At 48.2% G+C, this 18,085-nt stretch carries 17 protein-coding genes; 9 read left to right on the forward strand and 8 right to left on the reverse strand.

Annotated features, from left to right (window positions below):
* The first annotated feature begins 165 nt into the window (after positions 1–165).
* The 5 genes from accD (at position 166) to H6F72_RS10100 (ending at position 3,824) form a co-directional block, all read left to right on the forward strand.
* Positions 166–1,089 (forward strand): acetyl-CoA carboxylase, carboxyltransferase subunit beta, encoded by a 924-nt coding sequence (gene accD / locus H6F72_RS10080; RefSeq protein WP_190434199.1) that lies wholly within the window; start codon positions 166–168, stop codon positions 1,087–1,089.
* 213 nt (positions 1,090–1,302) lie between these two features.
* The gene (psbV, locus tag H6F72_RS10085; protein WP_190434201.1) at positions 1,303–1,791 is read left to right on the forward strand and encodes a photosystem II cytochrome c-550; all 489 of its coding nucleotides are present in this window, start codon (positions 1,303–1,305) and stop codon (positions 1,789–1,791) included.
* A gap of 141 nt (positions 1,792–1,932) precedes the next feature.
* Positions 1,933–2,427, forward strand: a complete 495-nt coding sequence (psbV2, locus tag H6F72_RS10090) for a photosystem II cytochrome PsbV2 (RefSeq protein ID WP_190434203.1) — start codon at positions 1,933–1,935, stop codon at positions 2,425–2,427.
* A gap of 144 nt (positions 2,428–2,571) precedes the next feature.
* Positions 2,572–2,907: a cytochrome c6 PetJ gene (gene petJ, locus H6F72_RS10095; protein ID WP_370527470.1), complete on the forward strand. Its 336-nt coding sequence runs from the start codon at positions 2,572–2,574 to the stop codon at positions 2,905–2,907.
* Between the two features lie 302 nt (positions 2,908–3,209).
* Positions 3,210–3,824 (forward strand): rhomboid family intramembrane serine protease, encoded by a 615-nt coding sequence (locus H6F72_RS10100; RefSeq protein WP_242016850.1) that lies wholly within the window; start codon positions 3,210–3,212, stop codon positions 3,822–3,824.
* A 100-nt stretch (positions 3,825–3,924) separates the two neighbouring features.
* Here H6F72_RS10100 and H6F72_RS10105 read toward each other — a convergent pair whose 3' ends face one another.
* Positions 3,925–4,767 carry a Tab2/Atab2 family RNA-binding protein gene (locus H6F72_RS10105; protein WP_190434207.1) on the reverse strand — a complete coding sequence of 281 codons (843 nt, stop codon included), beginning with the start codon at positions 4,765–4,767 and terminating at the stop codon, positions 3,925–3,927.
* Positions 4,768–5,041: 274 nt separating this feature from the next.
* Positions 5,042–7,255: an alpha-glucan family phosphorylase gene (gene glgP / locus H6F72_RS10110; protein WP_190434209.1), complete on the reverse strand. Its 2,214-nt coding sequence runs from the start codon at positions 7,253–7,255 to the stop codon at positions 5,042–5,044.
* 397 nt (positions 7,256–7,652) lie between these two features.
* Between glgP and H6F72_RS10115 the strand changes: the two genes are divergently transcribed.
* Both H6F72_RS10115 and rimM read left to right on the forward strand, forming a co-directional pair.
* Positions 7,653–8,924, forward strand: a complete 1,272-nt coding sequence (locus H6F72_RS10115; protein WP_370527471.1) for a valine--pyruvate transaminase — start codon at positions 7,653–7,655, stop codon at positions 8,922–8,924.
* A gap of 9 nt (positions 8,925–8,933) precedes the next feature.
* The gene (gene rimM, locus H6F72_RS10120) at positions 8,934–9,554 is read left to right on the forward strand and encodes a ribosome maturation factor RimM (RefSeq protein ID WP_190434213.1); all 621 of its coding nucleotides are present in this window, start codon (positions 8,934–8,936) and stop codon (positions 9,552–9,554) included.
* Positions 9,555–9,563: 9 nt separating this feature from the next.
* On the opposite strand, the gene H6F72_RS31080 is transcribed toward rimM, so the two are convergent.
* The 6 genes from H6F72_RS31080 to H6F72_RS10150 all read right to left on the reverse strand — a co-directional run bounded on the left by H6F72_RS31080 (position 9,564) and on the right by H6F72_RS10150 (position 15,647).
* Entirely contained in the window at positions 9,564–10,934 is a 1,371-nt protein-coding gene (locus H6F72_RS31080) for an ATP-binding protein (RefSeq protein WP_190434214.1), read from the reverse strand.
* Between the two features lie 417 nt (positions 10,935–11,351).
* Complete coding sequence (locus H6F72_RS10130) at positions 11,352–12,737, reverse strand: ATP-binding protein (RefSeq protein ID WP_199298982.1); 1,386 nt, start codon at positions 12,735–12,737, stop codon at positions 11,352–11,354.
* Between the two features lie 378 nt (positions 12,738–13,115).
* The gene (locus tag H6F72_RS10135; protein ID WP_190434219.1) at positions 13,116–13,493 is read right to left on the reverse strand and encodes a low temperature-induced protein; all 378 of its coding nucleotides are present in this window, start codon (positions 13,491–13,493) and stop codon (positions 13,116–13,118) included.
* 178 nt (positions 13,494–13,671) lie between these two features.
* Positions 13,672–13,968 carry a hypothetical protein gene (locus H6F72_RS10140; protein ID WP_190434221.1) on the reverse strand — a complete coding sequence of 99 codons (297 nt, stop codon included), beginning with the start codon at positions 13,966–13,968 and terminating at the stop codon, positions 13,672–13,674.
* Positions 13,969–14,031: 63 nt separating this feature from the next.
* Positions 14,032–15,123: an ABC transporter permease gene (locus H6F72_RS10145; protein WP_190434223.1), complete on the reverse strand. Its 1,092-nt coding sequence runs from the start codon at positions 15,121–15,123 to the stop codon at positions 14,032–14,034.
* An 11-nt stretch (positions 15,124–15,134) separates the two neighbouring features.
* Positions 15,135–15,647: an adenine phosphoribosyltransferase gene (locus tag H6F72_RS10150; protein ID WP_190434225.1), complete on the reverse strand. Its 513-nt coding sequence runs from the start codon at positions 15,645–15,647 to the stop codon at positions 15,135–15,137.
* Positions 15,648–15,977: 330 nt separating this feature from the next.
* Between H6F72_RS10150 and H6F72_RS10155 the strand changes: the two genes are divergently transcribed.
* The gene (locus H6F72_RS10155; protein WP_206755423.1) at positions 15,978–16,583 is read left to right on the forward strand and encodes a DUF3038 domain-containing protein; all 606 of its coding nucleotides are present in this window, start codon (positions 15,978–15,980) and stop codon (positions 16,581–16,583) included.
* Positions 16,580–18,070 (forward strand): DUF4335 domain-containing protein, encoded by a 1,491-nt coding sequence (locus H6F72_RS10160; protein ID WP_190434229.1) that lies wholly within the window; start codon positions 16,580–16,582, stop codon positions 18,068–18,070. The genes H6F72_RS10155 and H6F72_RS10160 overlap by 4 nt, the downstream gene beginning before the upstream one ends.
* Positions 18,071–18,085: the final 15 nt, after the last annotated feature.

An 18,085-nucleotide genomic window follows, 5' to 3' on the forward strand; every position in this document is an offset into this window, starting at 1 on the left:
TCTACAGTAATTGCTGTAGCAGAATTTTTACTGGAGTATCAAAGCTGTTTTGATCAAGACTGACTAGGCCATTCTGGCTAGGTCATTAAAGCTTAAATTCAGGATTTTGCCTGCTTGAGGCTGATTGGAATAGAAATAACAAAATAAAAGGAATCAATCGCTTTCATGTCTCTATTTGATTGGTTTGCAAATCGACGAAAGGCAGAGCCGACCAGCAAGGAACGGCAAGAACGAGAAATTGCAGATGGTCTATGGACTAAGTGTGAGTCGTGCGGTGCCCTGACTTACACCAAAGACCTACGGGCAAATCAGATGGTTTGCTTAGAGTGCAATCACCATATTCGAGTCTTCAGTGACGAGCGCGTTCGCCAGCTCATTGATGCCAACACTTGGCTACCTTTAGACACGGCGATTCGTCCGATCGACCCACTGAAGTTTCGCGATCGCAAGGGCTACGGCGATCGCATCCGAGAAATGCAGGACAAAACAGGCTTGCCCGACGGTGTTCAAACGGGACTAGGCCAACTAGAAGGCTTGCCCGTCGCGCTGGGGGTCATGGACTTCCGCTTTATGGGTGGCAGCATGGGTTCAGTCGTGGGCGAGAAATTTACCCGCCTCATTGAACGGGCGACTCGTGAGCGGTTACCAGTAATGCTTGTGTGCGCCTCTGGCGGAGCCCGGATGCAAGAGGGCATGCTTAGCTTGATGCAGATGGCTAAGATCTCTGGAGCTTTAGAACGGCATCGAGAGGCGCGGCTCCTTTACATTCCCATCTTGACCCACCCGACCACAGGCGGTGTGACAGCTAGCTTTGCCATGCTCGGTGACATTATTCTGGCAGAGCCAAAAGCCACCATTGGTTTTGCGGGTAGACGGGTGGTTGAGCAAACGCTGCGAGAGAAACTACCTGAGAACTTCCAAACCGCTGAATATCTGCTGGAACATGGCTTTGTAGATGCGATCGTTCCTCGAACGCAACTGAAGAAGACCCTAGCGCAACTGATTCGCTTGCACCAGCCTGTCCCGGCGGCCTCGCACTTTGTACATTTGCCGGAAACTGTTTCTCTCAGTCCTGCAAACCCCTTGTAGAAACTCAACGAGTCGTTCTATTGGGAAAGGGCCCCCTCAGTGGCATGATATTGATATTAGAAAGGCTCAATCCTGACCTTTGCAGGACCTCACTTCCAGGGCTGTTTTTGGGCCTTGACATGAGGATGGGTTCCCAAAAATGAGGAGCAATGGGTTGAGCCAACCTGTGTTGAGGATTGAATATCTGCTAACTGAGCCACATTAAGGAGAACCATGCTTAAAAGATACATCTGGCTTGCTGTGGCCACTGTATTTTTCGCCTTCCAAACCTTTATCGGCAGTGCTAATGCAGTTGAACTAGATGCAGCTACCCGCACTGTCCCAAGTAGCGAAGGTCAAAATGTTGTTTTGAGCTTAAAGCAAGTTCAAGAAGGCAAACGCTTATTTAACTACGCTTGTGGCCAATGTCACGTAGGCGGTGGCACCAAGACTGACCCTAACGTGGGTCTGGAGCCAGAAGCCCTGGCTTTAGCAACTCCACCTCGCACCAACATTGAAGCGCTGGTGGATTACATGCACAATCCCACCACCTACGATGGGGCTGAGTCTATTGCTGAGTTGCATCCCAGCACTCAAAGCACCGACATCTTCCCCAAGATGAGAAACCTAACCGAAGAGGATCTCGTGGCGATCGCAGGTCACATCCTCTTACAACCCAAGATCGTTGGTCAGAAGTGGGGCGGCGGCAAAATTTATTATTAAGGCCTGCCAAATTAAGGAAATCGTCTTTGGCAGAAACTGGAGCCTTTCCACTTGAGCCCAAATCGCTACTAACGATTTTGAGCTAAAGAGTTTCTGCCATCTGCTGATTCACTTGCTGACCCACTAAAGGTTGCTCATGTCATGCGACGCCTACGCTTTTCAGTTCCCTCTTTACTCGCAACTTTGGTTGTTTGGCTAGGTATGCTGTTATTCAGTAGCCCCGCGCAAGCAGCCACTGAGCCTTATATCACTCAGTATTTGCGAGTAACTGAGCCTGTAGCCGTGGAGTTGGATGGGCAAGGTCAAACACGTTGGTTTGCACCAGACGACTTTGTAGTGGGCAAGCATTTATTTGAAAACAACTGTAAGAACTGTCATTTGGGCGGCACTACCTTGCCTAATCCTCCGGTGTCTTTATCACTAGCTGCTTTGCAGGGAGCAGTTCCCCATCGAGATAACATCAATAATTTGGTTGATTATTTGCGCCAACCAATGACCTATGATGGCACCGAGGAAAATTACGTCTGTCGCCAGGTACCCGAAAGCTGGTTACCTCAAGCACAGGCCGAAAAATTGGCTGCGTTTGTTCTCAGAGCGGCTCAAAAAGCGCCCGGTTGGGGTACTAGTGATTTTTGAGCTAAAGTTCAAACGCTTTGCGAATTTGCAAGCCATGAATGGGTAGATGTCCGTCCTCACTAAAAAACGCCTTGTAGAAGCGTAGAATAGTCTAAGCAAGGCGTTCTTGTTGTTTGCTGTGTATTGATTGAGTAGAGGAGAACTGTGTTGAGAAAGCTATTGTCTATCGTCTTGGTGGCGATCGCCATGTTTGCTGTTGGTTTCGGTCGTCCTGCCCTCGCAGGTGATGCAGCGAATGGTGCCAAGGTGTTTAGTGCTAACTGTGCTGCCTGCCATATGGGCGGTAACAACGTCATTATGGCTAACAAGACCCTGAAGAAGGACGCTCTAGCCCAATTTGGCATGAACTCTGTGGAAGCCATTACCAACCAAGTAAAAAATGGTAAGAATGCCATGCCCGCTTTTGGTGGCCGCCTCAGCGATCAGCAAATTGACGATGTAGCAACCTACGTTTTAGAGCAATCTGAAAAAGGTTGGTAAGCTTCTAGCAAACTGACACCTGCTGACAAAACTATTTTCTATAGATTGAGTGATCTAGTTTTTGCAAGAACCCCTCCAGTATGTGAGGGGTTTTTTGCTGATCCCAACGGAAAACTTTGTGAAGAAATCTATCTGGAGATCAACAGACAGCCTTAAATTAAATCAGTTATCTTCCAGCTAGTAGATACTTAGGAAAAACGCCTGTGGTTCCTCTCCGTGATGATAATCCGACTACAATCACGCCCTTTGTTACCTACGGCCTTATTGTTGCAAATATATTAGTTTTTCTAGTTGAATTGAGTTTGGCTCCCGGCCAATTGGAGAAGTTCTTTTACACTTGGGCCGTTGTTCCTAGAGAATTAACAGCTAGTTTTGCGGGGCAAGCCGTTAGTGCTGGACCCACCGAATGGCTCACTTTATTTAGTTCGCAGTTTCTGCATGGTGGCTTCTTACATATTGCAGGCAACATGCTGTTTCTCTGGATTTTTGGCAACAATGTAGAGGATCGCCTTGGTCATGTTAAATATTTAATTTTTTATCTAGCCTGTGGTGCTTTAGCAGCCCTGACTCAGTGGTTTTTCTCGCCTAATTCCGCTATTCCTTCCTTAGGAGCAAGTGGCGCGATCGCAGGGGTGATGGGAGCCTATATCTTGAAATATCCTAAAGCGTCTGTCTTAACCCTGTTACCTTTGGGCTTCTTTATCACTACCGTCCGCATTCCAGCGTTTTTCTTCTTGGGCTGGTGGTTTGTCCAACAAGCTTTCTATGGCGCGGCTAGCCTGAATGCCCCCACAAATATTGGTATGGAAGGCGGTGGTGTGGCTTACTGGGCTCACGCGGGTGGCTTTGTCTTTGGCGCCATCTTAGGACCCTTACTGGGTCTCTTTTCCTCCGACTCAGAAGCCAGCGTCCTTTAACTCCGTTAAATTGTTCTCTCCCAAACAGGTTGTCTAACCGCTGAAACTCTGTAGCAATACAACTTCAGCGGTTTTTTGTACAAAGTTGAATGACACTCAACTAATCCACGGGATGCAACAGCCAGAAACCACTATAGGTCATCCCAGAGTCATCGGGCTGCACCAGTAAGAAGTGCAGGCCTTGAGTGACTTGTTTTCGTTGTTCATAGGCTTGCGCCGCAGCTTGCACTTCTAGATCTTCAAAGGTGGCCATGACCCAACGCTCGGCTAAACCAGCTTCCAAAATTAAGCCGTCTGGACTCCCAGCCATGTAGTTTAAGGCAACAGGATGAACTTGCTGCAACCACTGAGCTAACTTCATAGAGCGGCGGCCCGCGTCAATAATTACACCAGGTACAGGCAAATCAGAAGCCAATCCTAAACTGAGAGGTAAGAGAATTTCGGGCATCTCCAAAATCGGGATGGGGCGGTCTTGAAAAGCATCGACGAGTTGACCTGCGGCGATCGCGGCAAATCGCCACTGTTCCCCTTGAAGATTTTCGGCAATGGGGGTCGGTGGCGGCTTATCTAAAGCTAGGGGCGAATAAGGCTGCTGGGCGTAGCTGCTGGCCTGAGAATACTGCTGGGCTTTCTCGCGTAGTAGCTGCTTTAGAGCAAAGGTCCGGCGAGTCGGTTCCACCGTTATTCCTAGCTCTTTCCCTGCCAACTCAAGCAAACCTAAGGCTTGAGGCCGAAAAACCTGCAAGCGCTCTGGAAAGTGCTGTTGCGTTTTTGCTGCTGCCTGTAGCTGGCTCACGACCCAAGTAGCATTGGCTTCTGCTTGGGGGCACAGAGCACTAAATTCCCAGGTTCGGGTGCGATCGCAAAGCAACAACTCCCAAAGGGGATGCCCCTGCTCATCCTGCAAGGGACGACGATAAAAATCAGCTTCCCAAATCAGCATACTGTGGTGGTCCAAGTTTAATTCCCGTTTGTTGAGTTCGTGCGTTATAGCTGTGCCTCACAGATGCTACGGTCGCGGTTGATTGGGCCAGCTTCAGCCAATTCATTCTCAGGCTATCAGCTAGAGCTGGATCAATGGCACAAGCTCGGCAAATCACCTGGCAACATTGCACTCAATACAAAAAGCTGCCGCAGAAACATCATCTACGACAGCTTTCGATCGCTAAACTAAGTTAACTGTTTGTGCTTTTATCTGGACTTAACAGCCAAAACACTTACGCCAGAGCACTCGCCAGAATCGGTTCAGCGTTGACGACTGCACCAGGAGCATACATTTGCCTCACGTAGTCGGCCACCATGCGATCGGTGTTGAAAGCAACGGAGTTGGTTTTGATCGAAGCCTTCATTTTTTGAATCCAACCGTGGGGAATGCCATTGGCATCTTGGTCGTAGTAGAGGGGAACAATTTCCTCAGTTAGGAGCCGATACAACGATTCAGAATCAATGCGGTCTTGCAGTTCTTGGTCGCTGGTGTTGGCATCTTCGCCGATCGCCCAACCATTTAGACCTTTGCCGTCGGGTCCAACTTGGTAGCCTTCGCACCACCAACCATCTAAGACACTACAGTTGAGGCCGCCATTAAAGCACACCTTTTGGCCACTAGTTCCAGAAGCTTCTAAAGGACGACGAGGATTGTTCAGCCACACATCTACACCTTGAATCAGCTTTTGAGCAGTATAGATGTCGTAGTCTTCAATGAACGCCACGCGATCGCGAATGGCATGATGACGACACCACTCCATTAAGCGCTGAATAATCCGCTTGCCTTCCTCATCGGCAGGGTGAGCCTTACCTGCAAAGATGATCTGCACAGGGCGATCAGAGTTACCGAAAATTTGCAGTGCTAGCTCCGCATTTCGCAGCAGTAACGCCCCACGCTTATAGGGGCTGAAACGACGAGCAAAGCCAATCGTCAGAATGTTGGGATCGAGCAGGTGATCCGCCGCATGAATTTGATCTGGCTCTTCACCTCGTCCTTGCCGCGATGCCTTAACCTTAAACCGGGTATGAGCAACCAACCGCTCCTTCAAGATTTGGTGGCGCGACCACAGTTCCTCATTCGGAATTTGGTCTACTCCTGCCCACATCTGGGGATCAACCACCCGCGCAGACCAGTTCTCGCCGAGATATTGCGCGTATAAATCGCTTAGCAAGGGAGCTGTCCAGGTGCGGGCATGCACACCGTTGGTAATGTGGCTAATCGGTACTTTGTCTTCTGGGCGATCGGGGTACAGAATACTCCACATCTTGCGGGACACTTGACCATGCAGCTCACTGACCCCATTGGCACCACGGCACAAGCGTAAAGCTAAAACTGTCATGCCAAACGGTTCCCAAGGATCACCGAGGCGACGGGCACCCAAGGAGAGAAACTGCTCTCGGGACAGCCCTAACTCTGGCCAGAAACTGGCAAAGTAGGAATCCATCAGATCAGCCGAGAAAACGTCGTGGCCTGCGGGTACAGGGGTGTGAGTCGTGAATACACAGCGATCGCGCACTGAGGCTTCAATGTCGTAGAAAGACTTGCTCGTCCGTTGCACTTCCAAGCGCGACAACTCTAGAAGGCAAAACGCCGCATGACCTTCATTTAGGTGGTAGACCGTAGGCTCAATCCCTAAAGCTTGTACTGCTTTAACGCCACCAATCCCTAAGACAACCTCTTGGGCGATCCGGGTTTCCTGGTTGCCGCCATACAAGTGTCCTGTCAACCAGCGATCGATCGGATCATTATCTTCCCGGTCTGTATCCAGCAGGTAGAGCTTCACCCGCCCTACTTGCACTCGCCAAATTTGAATTTTGACCATGCGCTGGCGAATTTGTAGCTGAACCGTAATCGGTTCTCCCTCAGCATTGGTCATTAGTTCCAAGGGCATCTGCTCAAAAGGATTGTCTGTGTAGTAATCCTCTTGCCAACCATTACGGTTGAGACGTTGGTGAAAATATCCTTGGCGGTAGAGTAAACCGATCCCAATCATTGGCACGCCTAGATCGGAAGCCGACTTGAGGTGATCCCCAGCCAAAATTCCCAAACCACCGGAGTAAACGGGGAGCGATTCGTGGATGCCAAACTCAGCACAGAAATAGGCGACAGGATGCTCTTGAGACAGTTGTGGGGCCACTCGGCTCGCCCAAGTATCTGTTTCTTGCATGTAGCGATCGAATTGGGTCGCTAACCCTTGCAAGCGCTTGAGATACAGGGGATCTTCTGCTAGCTGAGTTAAACGTTCGTAAGAGGCGGACTCCAAAAGAGCCACAGGATTATGCCCAGAGCGCTGCCATTCGTCCGGGTTAATGTTTTGAAATAGAGAAACATGGCCATTGGCCCAGCTCCACCAGTAGTTGTAAGCTAAGTCTGCTAGTCGTTTCAGCGGAAGGGGTAGCTTCGCACTCAGCTTAGCAGCAGGTGTCATAGCGGCAGTATTCGTCATAGGATTTAAGGCTCTCGTGCTTCACTAAAATCTCGGCTCAGGCTTATCCAATGGCATCACTCCAGATGAAGCCTGAATCAGGGGGTCCAACGTGCTTAGCGGGGTTCGATCGACGGCTGGACAAATACAAATCTTTTCGAATCAGCTCTCTACAAGCAACGCAACGTAACGGGACTGGGTTCTAGCTTGACAGGACTTAGAGAGGGAGGGGCGATTATTTCATACTCTCTAAAGCTTCGTTACCAAAGTTGTAAGTAGAGCTAAAGAAATTTTTTGCCAAGTTAAGTTTTGAAAGCTACCTCAGCGTTTAACAAGCTTCTATCACGCCCCTCTAACGGTTAGCATTGATCAGCGTCCTCAAGTAGCACTGGCCCTAAGTTCTTCTATGAACCCTGTCTTGACTCAATTCGGCGCTCAAATGTCCCAGTTAACTGGGGTGCGAGCCATTATGAAAGACATTATTGAAACGCTGCGAGCCGGAGATGGTCAAGAGTTCATCAATTTAAGTGCTGGAAATCCGGTGATTTTGCCCGAAGTGGAACAACTGTGGCGAGATTGCACCGCAGAACTCCTAGCCAGCAATGAATATGGAGAAGTGGTTTGTCGTTATGGGTCAAGCCAAGGTTACCAACCACTGATTGAGGCGATTGCCCAAGATTTTAATCAGCGCTATGGGCTCAAATTGAGCGATCGCAACATCCTGATTACACCAGGTAGCCAAGCCCTGTACTTCTATGCTGCAAATGCTTTTGGCGGCTATACCACTAGCGGCAACCTGAAGCAAATTGTCCTGCCTCTTAGCCCTGATTACACAGGCTATGGCGGCGTTACCTTAATTCCCGAAGCTTTAGTTGCTTATAAGCCAGCACTAGATATTGACGCTAGCGCTCACCGCTTCAAGTATCGCCCCGACTTCAGTCAACTGGAAATTAACGAAACTACAGGGTTTGTTTTATTTTCGCGGCCTTGCAACCCAACGGGTAACGTCCTCACCGACGAAGAGGTGCAAAAAATTGCCGCCCTCGCTACTCCTCACAATGTTCCGGTTTTGATTGACTCCGCTTATGCGTCACCCTTCCCAGCCTTGAACTTTACGGACATGACTCCGGCGTTTGGTGACAATATCGTTCACTGCATGAGCTTATCTAAAGCAGGGCTACCGGGAGAACGGGTAGGGATTGCGATCGGAGATGAGCAAGTGATCCGAGTGTTGGAGTCATTCCAAACCAATCTTTGCATTCACTCTTCTCGTTACGGCCAAGCGATTGCTGCCCGTGCGATCGCTTCAGGAGCCTTAGCAGAAATCTCAACTCAAGTGATTCGCCCTTACTACCAAGAAAAATTTACCGTCGTGGAGACGAGCCTCGATCAAGCAATGCCCCAGGAAATTCCTTGGCTGCTCCATCGCGGAGAAGGTGCTATTTTCGCCTGGCTGTGGCTCCAAGACTTGCCCCTCACAGATTGGGAGTTTTACCAGCGACTCAAACAGGTGGGTGTTATTGTGGTCCCCGGCAGCTCGTTTTTTCCAGGCTTGCGTGAAGATTGGCCCCACAAGCAGCAGTGCATTCGCATTAGCCTCACCGCTAGCAACGAAGAAATTGCCATAGGCATGCAACGTTTAGCCAAAGTGGTTGCAGAAGTTTATCAATTGGCAGCCGCAAGTGAATGAGTTTCTTCCATGATCCGCGAGAACCCCATGTCTGAGAGCCGTAAAACTAATCCTTCCCAGACCAATACCACCCCGCCAAGTTTGGCCACAGTTCCTGAAGGTTGGCTACAAATTGGTAAAATTGTCGCCGCTCAAGGCTTGAAAGGCGAAGTGCGGGTTTACCCAGACTCCGACTTTCCAGAACGCTTTGAGCAGCCGGGAACCCGTTGGCTATTGCCCACCGATGCGACTGAACCCCAACCGATTGAGTTGATCAAGGGCCGCTATTTGCATGGCAAAAACATGTATATCTTGCAGTTGGCAGGCATTAGCGATCGCGACCAAGCTGAGGCGCTAAAAGGCTGCAAGTTATTAGTGCCAGAAAGCGATCGCCCCCAATTAGAAGAAGGAGAATTCCACGTCATCGACTTGATCGGCTTAGACGTGTTTGATCAAGCGACGCAAGCGCTGCTAGGTACAGTCACAGATGTGATTCCTGCTGGAAACGATTTGCTAGAAGTCAAACTGGTCGCTCCTTCAAATCCTAAGCAACCCACGGTTTTAGTTCCATTCGTCAAGGAGATTGTCCCTGTGGTAGACTTAGCGGCCCGGAGAGTGGAACTGACTCCGCCAGTGGGACTAATCGAATAGGTCAGACGATTACACCAACGGTAGGAGAATCGTAAACTCCGTCCCAACCCCTAGTTGCGATCGCAGTTCAAATTTGCCTCCATGTCTAGCTGTCACAATTTGATAACTCATGGACAAACTAGTTTCCTTCGCAGCCCGTTTCTCTACGGAAAACGATTCCAAAATGCGTTGATGTTGTTCTGGAGCCAAACCGGGGCCATTATCGGCGATTTTTACGGAAACCCAACGAGTTCCGGAAGCGACACTGAGTAGCTTAGCGGGACAAACTTGAGTGGTAATTTCAATCTGAGGCTTTTGGGGCGGAGCCAGAATACCTGGACTGCAATACTCAATGGCTAGCTCTTGTCGAACCGCTTGATTAATTAAGGCATCGACCGCGTTCGTCAAAATATTCATAAAAACTTGGCTGAGCTGCCCCGAAAAACATGAAACTGGTGGGAGCTGACCATAGTTTCTAACAATCTGAATTTCCCCAGTCAAGCGGCTTTTCAGGAGTAGCAAAATGTTGTCGAGGCACTCATGCAAATCGGCTGGCTTCGGATAAACCTCATCAATATGACAAAAGTTTTGCAGGCTGGTTGCTAGTTTGGATAACCGTTCTGCTCCGGAGCGAATACTAGCAATAGTATGGGGGAGATCCTTGATGACATACTCCAATTCCAAGTCTTCTTGTAAATTGAGAATCTCTTCTGGGGGTTCTGTCAGACAAGCTTGATAGGCAGCAATTAACTCCAGCAAGTTCTGGCTATAGCTGGAAACATGGGTTAAATTGCCCCAAATAAAACTGACTGGATCTAAGATTTCGTGTGCAATCCCATCTACTAAGCGCCCCAAACTGGCCATTTTCTCAGTCTGAATCATTTGGGCTTGCGCTCTCTCGTACCTCACCTGCGTCTCAATGCCACGAATTTGCCAGTAAGCAATGTTTAACTCGTGCATGTTGAGCAGTTGATAGGTTTGGGGTTCTGTGTAAACTACAATCGGCTCCCCTAGCAACTCGCGCGATCGCCGTAGAGCTTGCTGAGCTGCTGTCACAATGGGGGTGCTGGCAGGCAAAACTAGCAGCTTGGTTCGGGCATAACTGTACAGCACGCTCAAAGGTTGGTTGAGAAACAATTCTAGTCCTTGAGGACGTAGCAAATATTCCAAAAATTGCTGCCGAGAAATCATCCCGACAAACTCACCTTGCTCTAGCAAAATTACCCCTGGCAGCAAGGGGTTTTTTTCAAAAACCTGAGCAATTTCTGACCCTAAATGGCTGAGTTCAACTTGAAAGCTATAGAGCCGTAGGTCCTGTAGTGGAGACTCTAAACTGAGGGCCAGCCCATTTCCTTCTGAGAGAGCGGGTGGAATAAAGTGAGAACTGGATTGATTTAGCACAAGCACTCAACTCTCCCAGACACCCTAAACTACATCCCTTGAAACAGAACCAGAACCAGCACCAGCTTTAGTCATCAAGTCTAGCTACACCTTAGGCACAGCAGCCGTAGTCAGGTTAGCCTTTACAATACCTTGGCCTCGGCAATATCGGCTTCTGCCTTTCAATATAGGTGCTATAGCAATCCCAAATGGGGTGCGGCCCTCACAACCCACCAACCTAATAAATCATTTAGGACGGCGATCGCAGTATAGAGGTTGAGAAGCGGTAAATCGTCCGCAAAACTATCAGGACTAACTCAGTTCTAATGCCTTCAGCTCAACTTACTCCGTAATTTCTGATAGTTGAATTTCTGGAAGAATAGGCTATATCTCTCAAATCTTGCCAACTTCGATCGCTAACCCGCTAAGTCTTTGACATTAGGGTATAGAGACAATGGGCAGCCGAATTTCAAATTCAGTCCCGACTCCAGGTTGCGATCGCAAGCTCAGCTGCCCTTGGTGCTTTTCAGTCACAATCTGATGACTAATAGCTAACCCAAGCCCGGTACCTTGGCCCACTGGCTTGGTCGTAAAGAAATTTTCAAAAATTCTTGCTTGAATCTCACTGGGTATGCCGCAACCATTATCAGCAATCTCAATCACAACCCACTCATCAGACTTGAAAGATGCTGATGACTCAACCCTCAAAACTGTGGTTGAAATTTTAATTTGCGGCTGCCAAGAATTTGTTGTTGTAACTGGCTGTTTTGCCAAAATTCCGTTTAGCTTCTGCTCATTAGTGGTATTGTCTGTTTTCTCAGCTAATGCATCAATGGCGTTGCTAATCAAATTCATAAACACTTGGCTGATCTGACCGGGATAGCAATTAATTAGAGGTAAATCTCCATAATGCTTCACTACCTCGACGCCGTACTTCAGGCGATTACCCAAAATCAGCAAGGTGTTATCAATACATTCATGCATATCTGTCGCTCGAAGCTTTGCTTCATCCATGTGTGAGAAGCTACGCAGGCCCCCCACAATTCTTTTAAGGCGTTCTGCGCCCATTCGCATGCTGTCAATTACCTGCGGCAAATCTTGAAGCAAAAAATCAAATTCAATTTCTGCTTTTTCTTGCTGGACTAGGGTGCTATCAAGAGAAACTTGAGCTATTTCCTGGTCATAAGTTGACACCAGTCTAATCAAGTCCTGACTGTATCTAGATAAATATCCTAAATTTCCCCAAATAAAATTTACAGGATTTAGAATCTCATGAGCCACACCTGCCACCATTCGACCTAGACTCGCCATTTTCTCTGTCTGGATCATTTGAGCTTGAGTTCGCTCATGGAGTAGCTGAGTGGTCAACTCATGAATTTTAGCTTGGGCTACTAATAGTTGATGTACATCTAATAAACGGTAAACTGAAGGCTCTATCTGTACAATAATCGGCTCATAAATCAGCTCTAGCGATCGCGCTAACGATTGCCGAGTCGCAGCCACAATTGAAGTACCACCTAGTAAGATTAAAGTTTCACTTTTAGTGAAGTTATAGAGTACCTTTAGAGGCCGTTTAGAAAATAGTTCCACCCCATAAGGACGGCTCATTTGCTCTAGAAACCTACGACGTGAAATACCACCAATCAGCTCTCCACAGTCAACTAAAATGACACCAGGTAGCAAAGGGTTCTGTTCAAATACTTGGGAAACCTCTGAGCCAAGACAATTAGAGTCAACTTGAAAGTTGTGTAGCTGTAATTCTTGCAGAGTGGACTCCAAAGACAAGGTAGGCTCTAAGAAGTCCAAATGAGATTCAGTCATCATAGCCATTGGTGAGTATATCAACAGGGTGGTAACTAACTAATCAATCAAGCACACAACTGAATATCCCTATTTTGCATGACACTAGGCTTGTCTCAAATCCATTAAAGACAATCTAGATTTAACCCAAAATTAACCTTTTGAGTGCTTAACTATGTTGAGCAATTAAATTAGTTACGCTTGGCACAGACTTTAACTCACTTCTTAAAAGAAAAAACTTATCAACTAATTCATCGCCCATCCCTTAATTATTTTCATAAAAAAAGGGCAGGTTACAGGAACCTACCCTAGAGTTTGAAACCTCTAAAACAGAGGTGAGATTGGCTGAAAGAATGTCAGTAGTGACAATAGGTGAGCTTTAGGACTCCCTAGCGACTCAGGCTATTTACCTTGAAGCTTTTCAAGGTTCTTCTTGATGGTTTGTTCAACTGAAGGAGCCGCATCCTGAGAATTGGAAGGGCGATACATCTTGTCAACATCAGCGTCACCCTGAGCAGCATTTAAGCCTTTGCCTTGGGTTTCAGCTTCCTGTTTTTCTAGTCCATAGGGGTCTGGCGCTTCAATAGCTTGGTAAGCTTTTTCTTCAATACCTTTGAGCTGGGCTTCACCTTTGGTAGGGCTGCTGCTGCCCGAATACATAGAAGAAGCAGCAAAAGCAGGAGCGGCTTGCGTTACCAACAGTAATGCACAAGTAAAAGCAATTACTAAAAAGCGCACAGGACGTAGAAGAGCAGATAAGTTGATGCGAATAGATTGCATATAGAGCTTCTCCGAGTAACAGTTATTATGTGTTGTTAAGCAGGAATTTTGTGATTAACTTCCTGAATGACCTGCACTTAATTTGCTGGAATCTGTGACTCTGCTGCATCTATACCCGGATAGATTCTGGAGAAATAAATTCGAAGCGAGGAGCCACAATCGTTTAAAAACCCAACTGTTACGAGACTGAAGATAGAAACTCTACCTGAGGTAAGAGTGGATCCTGGACAATACCAACCCCTGCAAACCCCCAACGCTTCATTAAACCAGTGATTTGCGTGCCAGGAACGGATTCCACGGCAAAGCGATCGCTTAGATCCGAGGCATGAGTGTTTAAATAACTTAAGGCTTCGAAGTCCTCACGAAACATTAATAAGTAACTAGATTTAGTGCCGCTAGAACTTTGACTAAAATTCGCAGTTAGATAATTGCCATCGAGTCTAGAGCGAATAATGTAATAAACCTGAGAAAGCATACTCACCTCAGGGAGAAGATTAGGAGTAACTATTTACTAAGTTGCTTAAGTTGCTGGCGTTGGCTACTTCAAATTTTCCAAGCGAATTCGGGGGTCTACTGCTTTGAGCAACAGATCGGCTAATAGATTGCCGATGATTAACATCACAGCCCCCATCATCAAGCTAGCCATCACTACATAAAGATCCTGAGCAATCACAGCTTGCAAAATTAATCGACCTAACCCAGGCCAGTTAAAGAAAAATTCTGCAATAAAGGCACCACTCAACAGACCCGCAAATTCAAACCCTAGCAACGTAATTAAAGGGTTGATCGCGTTGCGTAGAGCATGGACATAAATGACTCGGTTTTCTGGTAAACCTTTAGCCCGTGCCGTCTGGATGTAGTCTTGCCGCAAAACATCCAGCAGTTCCCCTCGCATGATGCGCTGCAAGCCTGCAAAGCTAGTAACGCTCAGGGCTAAAGTGGGCAAAATCATGTGCCAACCCACATCTAAGATTTTGCCAATGGGGGAAAGATCATCATGGTTGATGCTGGTCATATCTCCCACGGGGAAGAGCGGCGAGGTATTTTGGGCCAAAATCAGCAACAGCAGCGCCGTGATGAAACTGGGAAACCCTTGACCCACATAACTAATGACTTGTAGCACTCGATCCGCTGTCCGATTTTGATTCACAGCGCTGACAATCCCTAGAGGAATCGCGATCGCCCAAGTGATCACCAATGAGGAAATCGCCAACAACAGCGTATTGCCGACTCGCTCCCATAACAAAGCAGCCACCGATCGCTGATAGACAAAGCTAGTGCCAAAATTCCCTTGGGGCAAAATCAGGGGAATTGGCCCCACCTTAACCACATGAGGCTTGAGGATCTGCCAAAGCCAGCGTCCGTATTGCTCCAGCATTGGCTTATCCAAACCAAACTGTTGCTGCAACTCTTGGATTCTCTCCGGCGAAATCTTAGGATTCTGCCGCAAAGTATCGAGGTAATCTCCAGGTGCCAGTTGAATAATCGCGAAACTCAAGGCCGATGCCAGCAGTAAAGTCAGCAGTGCCTGTAATAGTCGCTTAACGACATAGACAGCCGTTTCGCTGGTAACTGAGGAGATTACCCGTTGCCCAAAAGAGTCTAGCCCACCACGCTCAGAAAGAGTCATTCAACCTAGTATTAATAATCAACCAAGGTCACAATCGGAACTTCGGGCAACCGTTCACGGCCTTTGAGGTCCCGTAGCTCGATGATAAATCCAAAGCCTACGAGGTGACAGCCTGATTGTTGCACTAACTTGGCCGTTGCCTGAGCGGTGCCACCTGTAGCAATTAAGTCATCTACAATCAAAATCCGACAGCCCGACTGAAAGGCATCTTGATGCACTTCCAAGCGATCCATGCCGTACTCCAGCTCATACTCAATCGCGTGAACTGGACCAGGCAACTTCCCAGGCTTGCGGACGGGGATGAAACCAGCTCCCAATTTGTAAGCCAGAGGAGCCCCAAAGATAAATCCTCGTGATTCCATGCCAACTACATAGTCCGCACCCAAATCGGCACACTTATCCGCTAGGGTGTCAATGGTGTAACGCAGCCCTTCTGGATCGCGCAGTAAGGTTGTAATATCTCGGAACAGAATTCCTGGCTTAGGAAAATCGGGAATCTCACGAATGAGGGATTTCAGATCCATAAAATTGCGAGTAAGAATTGAGGGTGCAGTTGGCAACTATTGTCTAATTGAACCTGAAATTGGCTGCGATCGCTTGAATAAGCTTTTTAGAGCGTCAATCATTTAGTTGCCTCAGAAATCGTACAATGGAAGTTTGTAAAGTTTTGGCTGATTCTAAACATTTGGAGTTGTTATTAGCTGGGTTCGAATAATCTAAGTAGAGTTGGGGAATGATAGAAATTGGCACATCCCCGATGCTCTGAGTGCAAAATTCTAAACTATCGGTAGGTTGCTGCTGATATTTCACCCCCTAAGGTCTAGCAAGCTGGAATGAATGTGTCTGTGAGCGTAATGCCGTCAACGAGTCTATCCGCCCCGTCAGCTCCTTTATTCTTGGAGAATCTACCCGATCCAGACTTAAGCGCTGGCGTTTGTCCCCGTCGAGCTCGCTTAGAAATTGACCTAATGCTTTTGGCAATTGAAGCGCTGGACTTAGGGGGCTCTGAAGCGATTTTGTCAGTGGCGAAGGAGTTGGAACTCCAGGGGATTATTAAGAATCGGGTCGCTTTGTGGCGCATACGCAGCACCAACCCACTTCGTCGTTATAGCCAGCGCCAGCCCTTGACTTTAGTAGAAGCTAAGGCCCTCGTCGCGATCGCCTGTCACTTAGCTCGCCGCCTGACCGTGGTGATTCGCCAGTTATTGCTCGCCTACCAGCAACTCACAGAAAAGCAACTTTCAGTAGAGCATCACTTCCGTTTGTATGACTACCTAGAGCGCTTCCGGGCGCACTTCCGGGCCAGAATGAACCCCCGACGCGCTGGGGTTCTAGCCTACAGCTCCGATGAGAAACTGAACGAATTGGCGCTGAGTTTGCTAGGCAAATTACTCTTCTGCACTGGCACCTTTGGTATGCAACGGTTTTGGATTAGTTTGTTTGATGGAGAGGTAGAATGACGATTCAACGTCAATACAGCTTGCCTAACTGCACGCTGGTTTTAGAAGGATTAAGCGATCCGACTGCCTCCATGAATCCGGCTGAAATGCGGCCTTTGATGTCGATTTTGATTAACGCCGAGTGTCGGATTTCTGGACGAGAGCAACCCATCTCCGGTGGACGTGACTTTTTTGTCGCTTTAGTAGCTGCCGTGAGCCGCTATGCCCAAGAGTTTCTGAGCGGCATCCACCTACCTGTCTCCTCCTCAGCTGTTCAAATACAGGGGGTGGATCGGAAGCAACATCGCTTAGTTGTGCAGCCTCCAGAAGACGGACCTAAAGAGACAACGCGTCCCACCCAGGTCGATTTAAACACGGTGCAGCTATTCGATCTGGTGGATGCGATAGATCAATTTTTTGCCGACGCCCAAACCTTGCCTGACCTGACCCTACAGTTAGCCCCTGTCTCGAAGCGCTATACTGCGGCTCGTCAGATTACAGCAGAACGAGTAGTGCCCGCTGCCATAGGGGTATCCAGCTTGGCTCTTACTGCTGTGGCTCTTTTCTTCATTCCCATTCCTGAAGTTCAGAAGCCTAAAGATCCAACTCCTCAGTCAAATACTAGTCAGTCGCAAGAACCCTCACCTACAGGTGCTGCTAGCCCTTCCCCTCAGGCAGCCGCAGCCCTACAAACCAGTCCTACTACTTCTCCTACCCCTTCGCCAGCAGCTTCTACAACACCTAGTCCTGCTAGTACAACTCAGCCCAACCTAGAGGACGTGCAAGCCGCTCTGGCTGCTGCACCAGAGATCACCGACCCGACTCAACTCGATAGTTTGAGCAAAAAGGTATACGACCAAATCGACCAATCTTGGAAGCAAGAGCCAGAGTTCGAGCAGGAACTAGTGTATCGAGTCAGTGTAGCCCAAGATGGGGCGATCCTGGGCTACAGAGAAGCTGAAAATACACCTACTGGAGCGGCTCAGCAAACTCCTTTGCTTGACCTTCTGTACATTCCTGCCAATGGTGGCAGCCTTGCGCAAGAGCCAGTTGGTCAGTTCCGAGTGGTCTTCCGGCCCAATGGCGTGTTGCAAGTCAGCCCTTGGGGTGGTTATAGCGCTCCACCCAGCCCTAATTCAGAAATTACTGACTCATCGGCGATTGAAGATTTGACTGGTAAGCTCTACGACCAAATCGACAGGAATTGGAAAGAGAAGCCTACCTTTGAGCGGGAGTTGGTTTACCGGGTGAATGTCGCACCGGATGGTTCGATCGCCAATTATGAGCCAGTCAATCAGCCTGGTTCTGACTATGTAGAAGATACACCTTTGCCCACCTTGCTCAAGCCTGATGCTGCCCCTGCTCAGAATGACTCTGCTCAGAACAACTCTGCCCAGAATAATTCTGCTCAGAATAACTCTGCCAACCAAGCCTCCTTAGCCCCTTTTAAGGTGGTATTTAAGCCCAATGGGGTGCTGCAAGTCAGTCCTTGGCGCGGCTACCAGTAACTGCGAGATTACCCT

The organism is Trichocoleus sp. FACHB-46 (assembly GCF_014695385.1).
GTDB lineage: Bacteria > Cyanobacteriota > Cyanobacteriia > FACHB-46 > FACHB-46 > Trichocoleus.

What these genes read in the sequence shown, in the direction of transcription:
- accD (WP_190434199.1), top strand. Translation starts at nt 166, where the DNA reads ATGTCTCTATTTGATTGGTTTGCAAATCGACGAAAGGCAGAGCCGACC.
- psbV (WP_190434201.1), top strand. Translation starts at nt 1,303, where the DNA reads ATGCTTAAAAGATACATCTGGCTTGCTGTGGCCACTGTATTTTTCGCC.
- psbV2 (WP_190434203.1), top strand. Translation starts at nt 1,933, where the DNA reads ATGCGACGCCTACGCTTTTCAGTTCCCTCTTTACTCGCAACTTTGGTT.
- H6F72_RS10105 (WP_190434207.1), bottom strand. Translation starts at nt 4,767, where the DNA reads ATGCTGATTTGGGAAGCTGATTTTTATCGTCGTCCCTTGCAGGATGAG.
- glgP (WP_190434209.1), bottom strand. Translation starts at nt 7,255, where the DNA reads ATGACGAATACTGCCGCTATGACACCTGCTGCTAAGCTGAGTGCGAAG.
- rimM (WP_190434213.1), top strand. Translation starts at nt 8,934, where the DNA reads ATGATCCGCGAGAACCCCATGTCTGAGAGCCGTAAAACTAATCCTTCC.
- H6F72_RS10130 (WP_199298982.1), bottom strand. Translation starts at nt 12,737, where the DNA reads ATGATGACTGAATCTCATTTGGACTTCTTAGAGCCTACCTTGTCTTTG.
- H6F72_RS10135 (WP_190434219.1), bottom strand. Translation starts at nt 13,493, where the DNA reads ATGCAATCTATTCGCATCAACTTATCTGCTCTTCTACGTCCTGTGCGC.
- H6F72_RS10140 (WP_190434221.1), bottom strand. Translation starts at nt 13,968, where the DNA reads ATGCTTTCTCAGGTTTATTACATTATTCGCTCTAGACTCGATGGCAAT.
- H6F72_RS10145 (WP_190434223.1), bottom strand. Translation starts at nt 15,123, where the DNA reads ATGACTCTTTCTGAGCGTGGTGGGCTAGACTCTTTTGGGCAACGGGTA.
- H6F72_RS10150 (WP_190434225.1), bottom strand. Translation starts at nt 15,647, where the DNA reads ATGGATCTGAAATCCCTCATTCGTGAGATTCCCGATTTTCCTAAGCCA.
- H6F72_RS10155 (WP_206755423.1), top strand. Translation starts at nt 15,978, where the DNA reads ATGCCGTCAACGAGTCTATCCGCCCCGTCAGCTCCTTTATTCTTGGAG.
- H6F72_RS10160 (WP_190434229.1), top strand. Translation starts at nt 16,580, where the DNA reads ATGACGATTCAACGTCAATACAGCTTGCCTAACTGCACGCTGGTTTTA.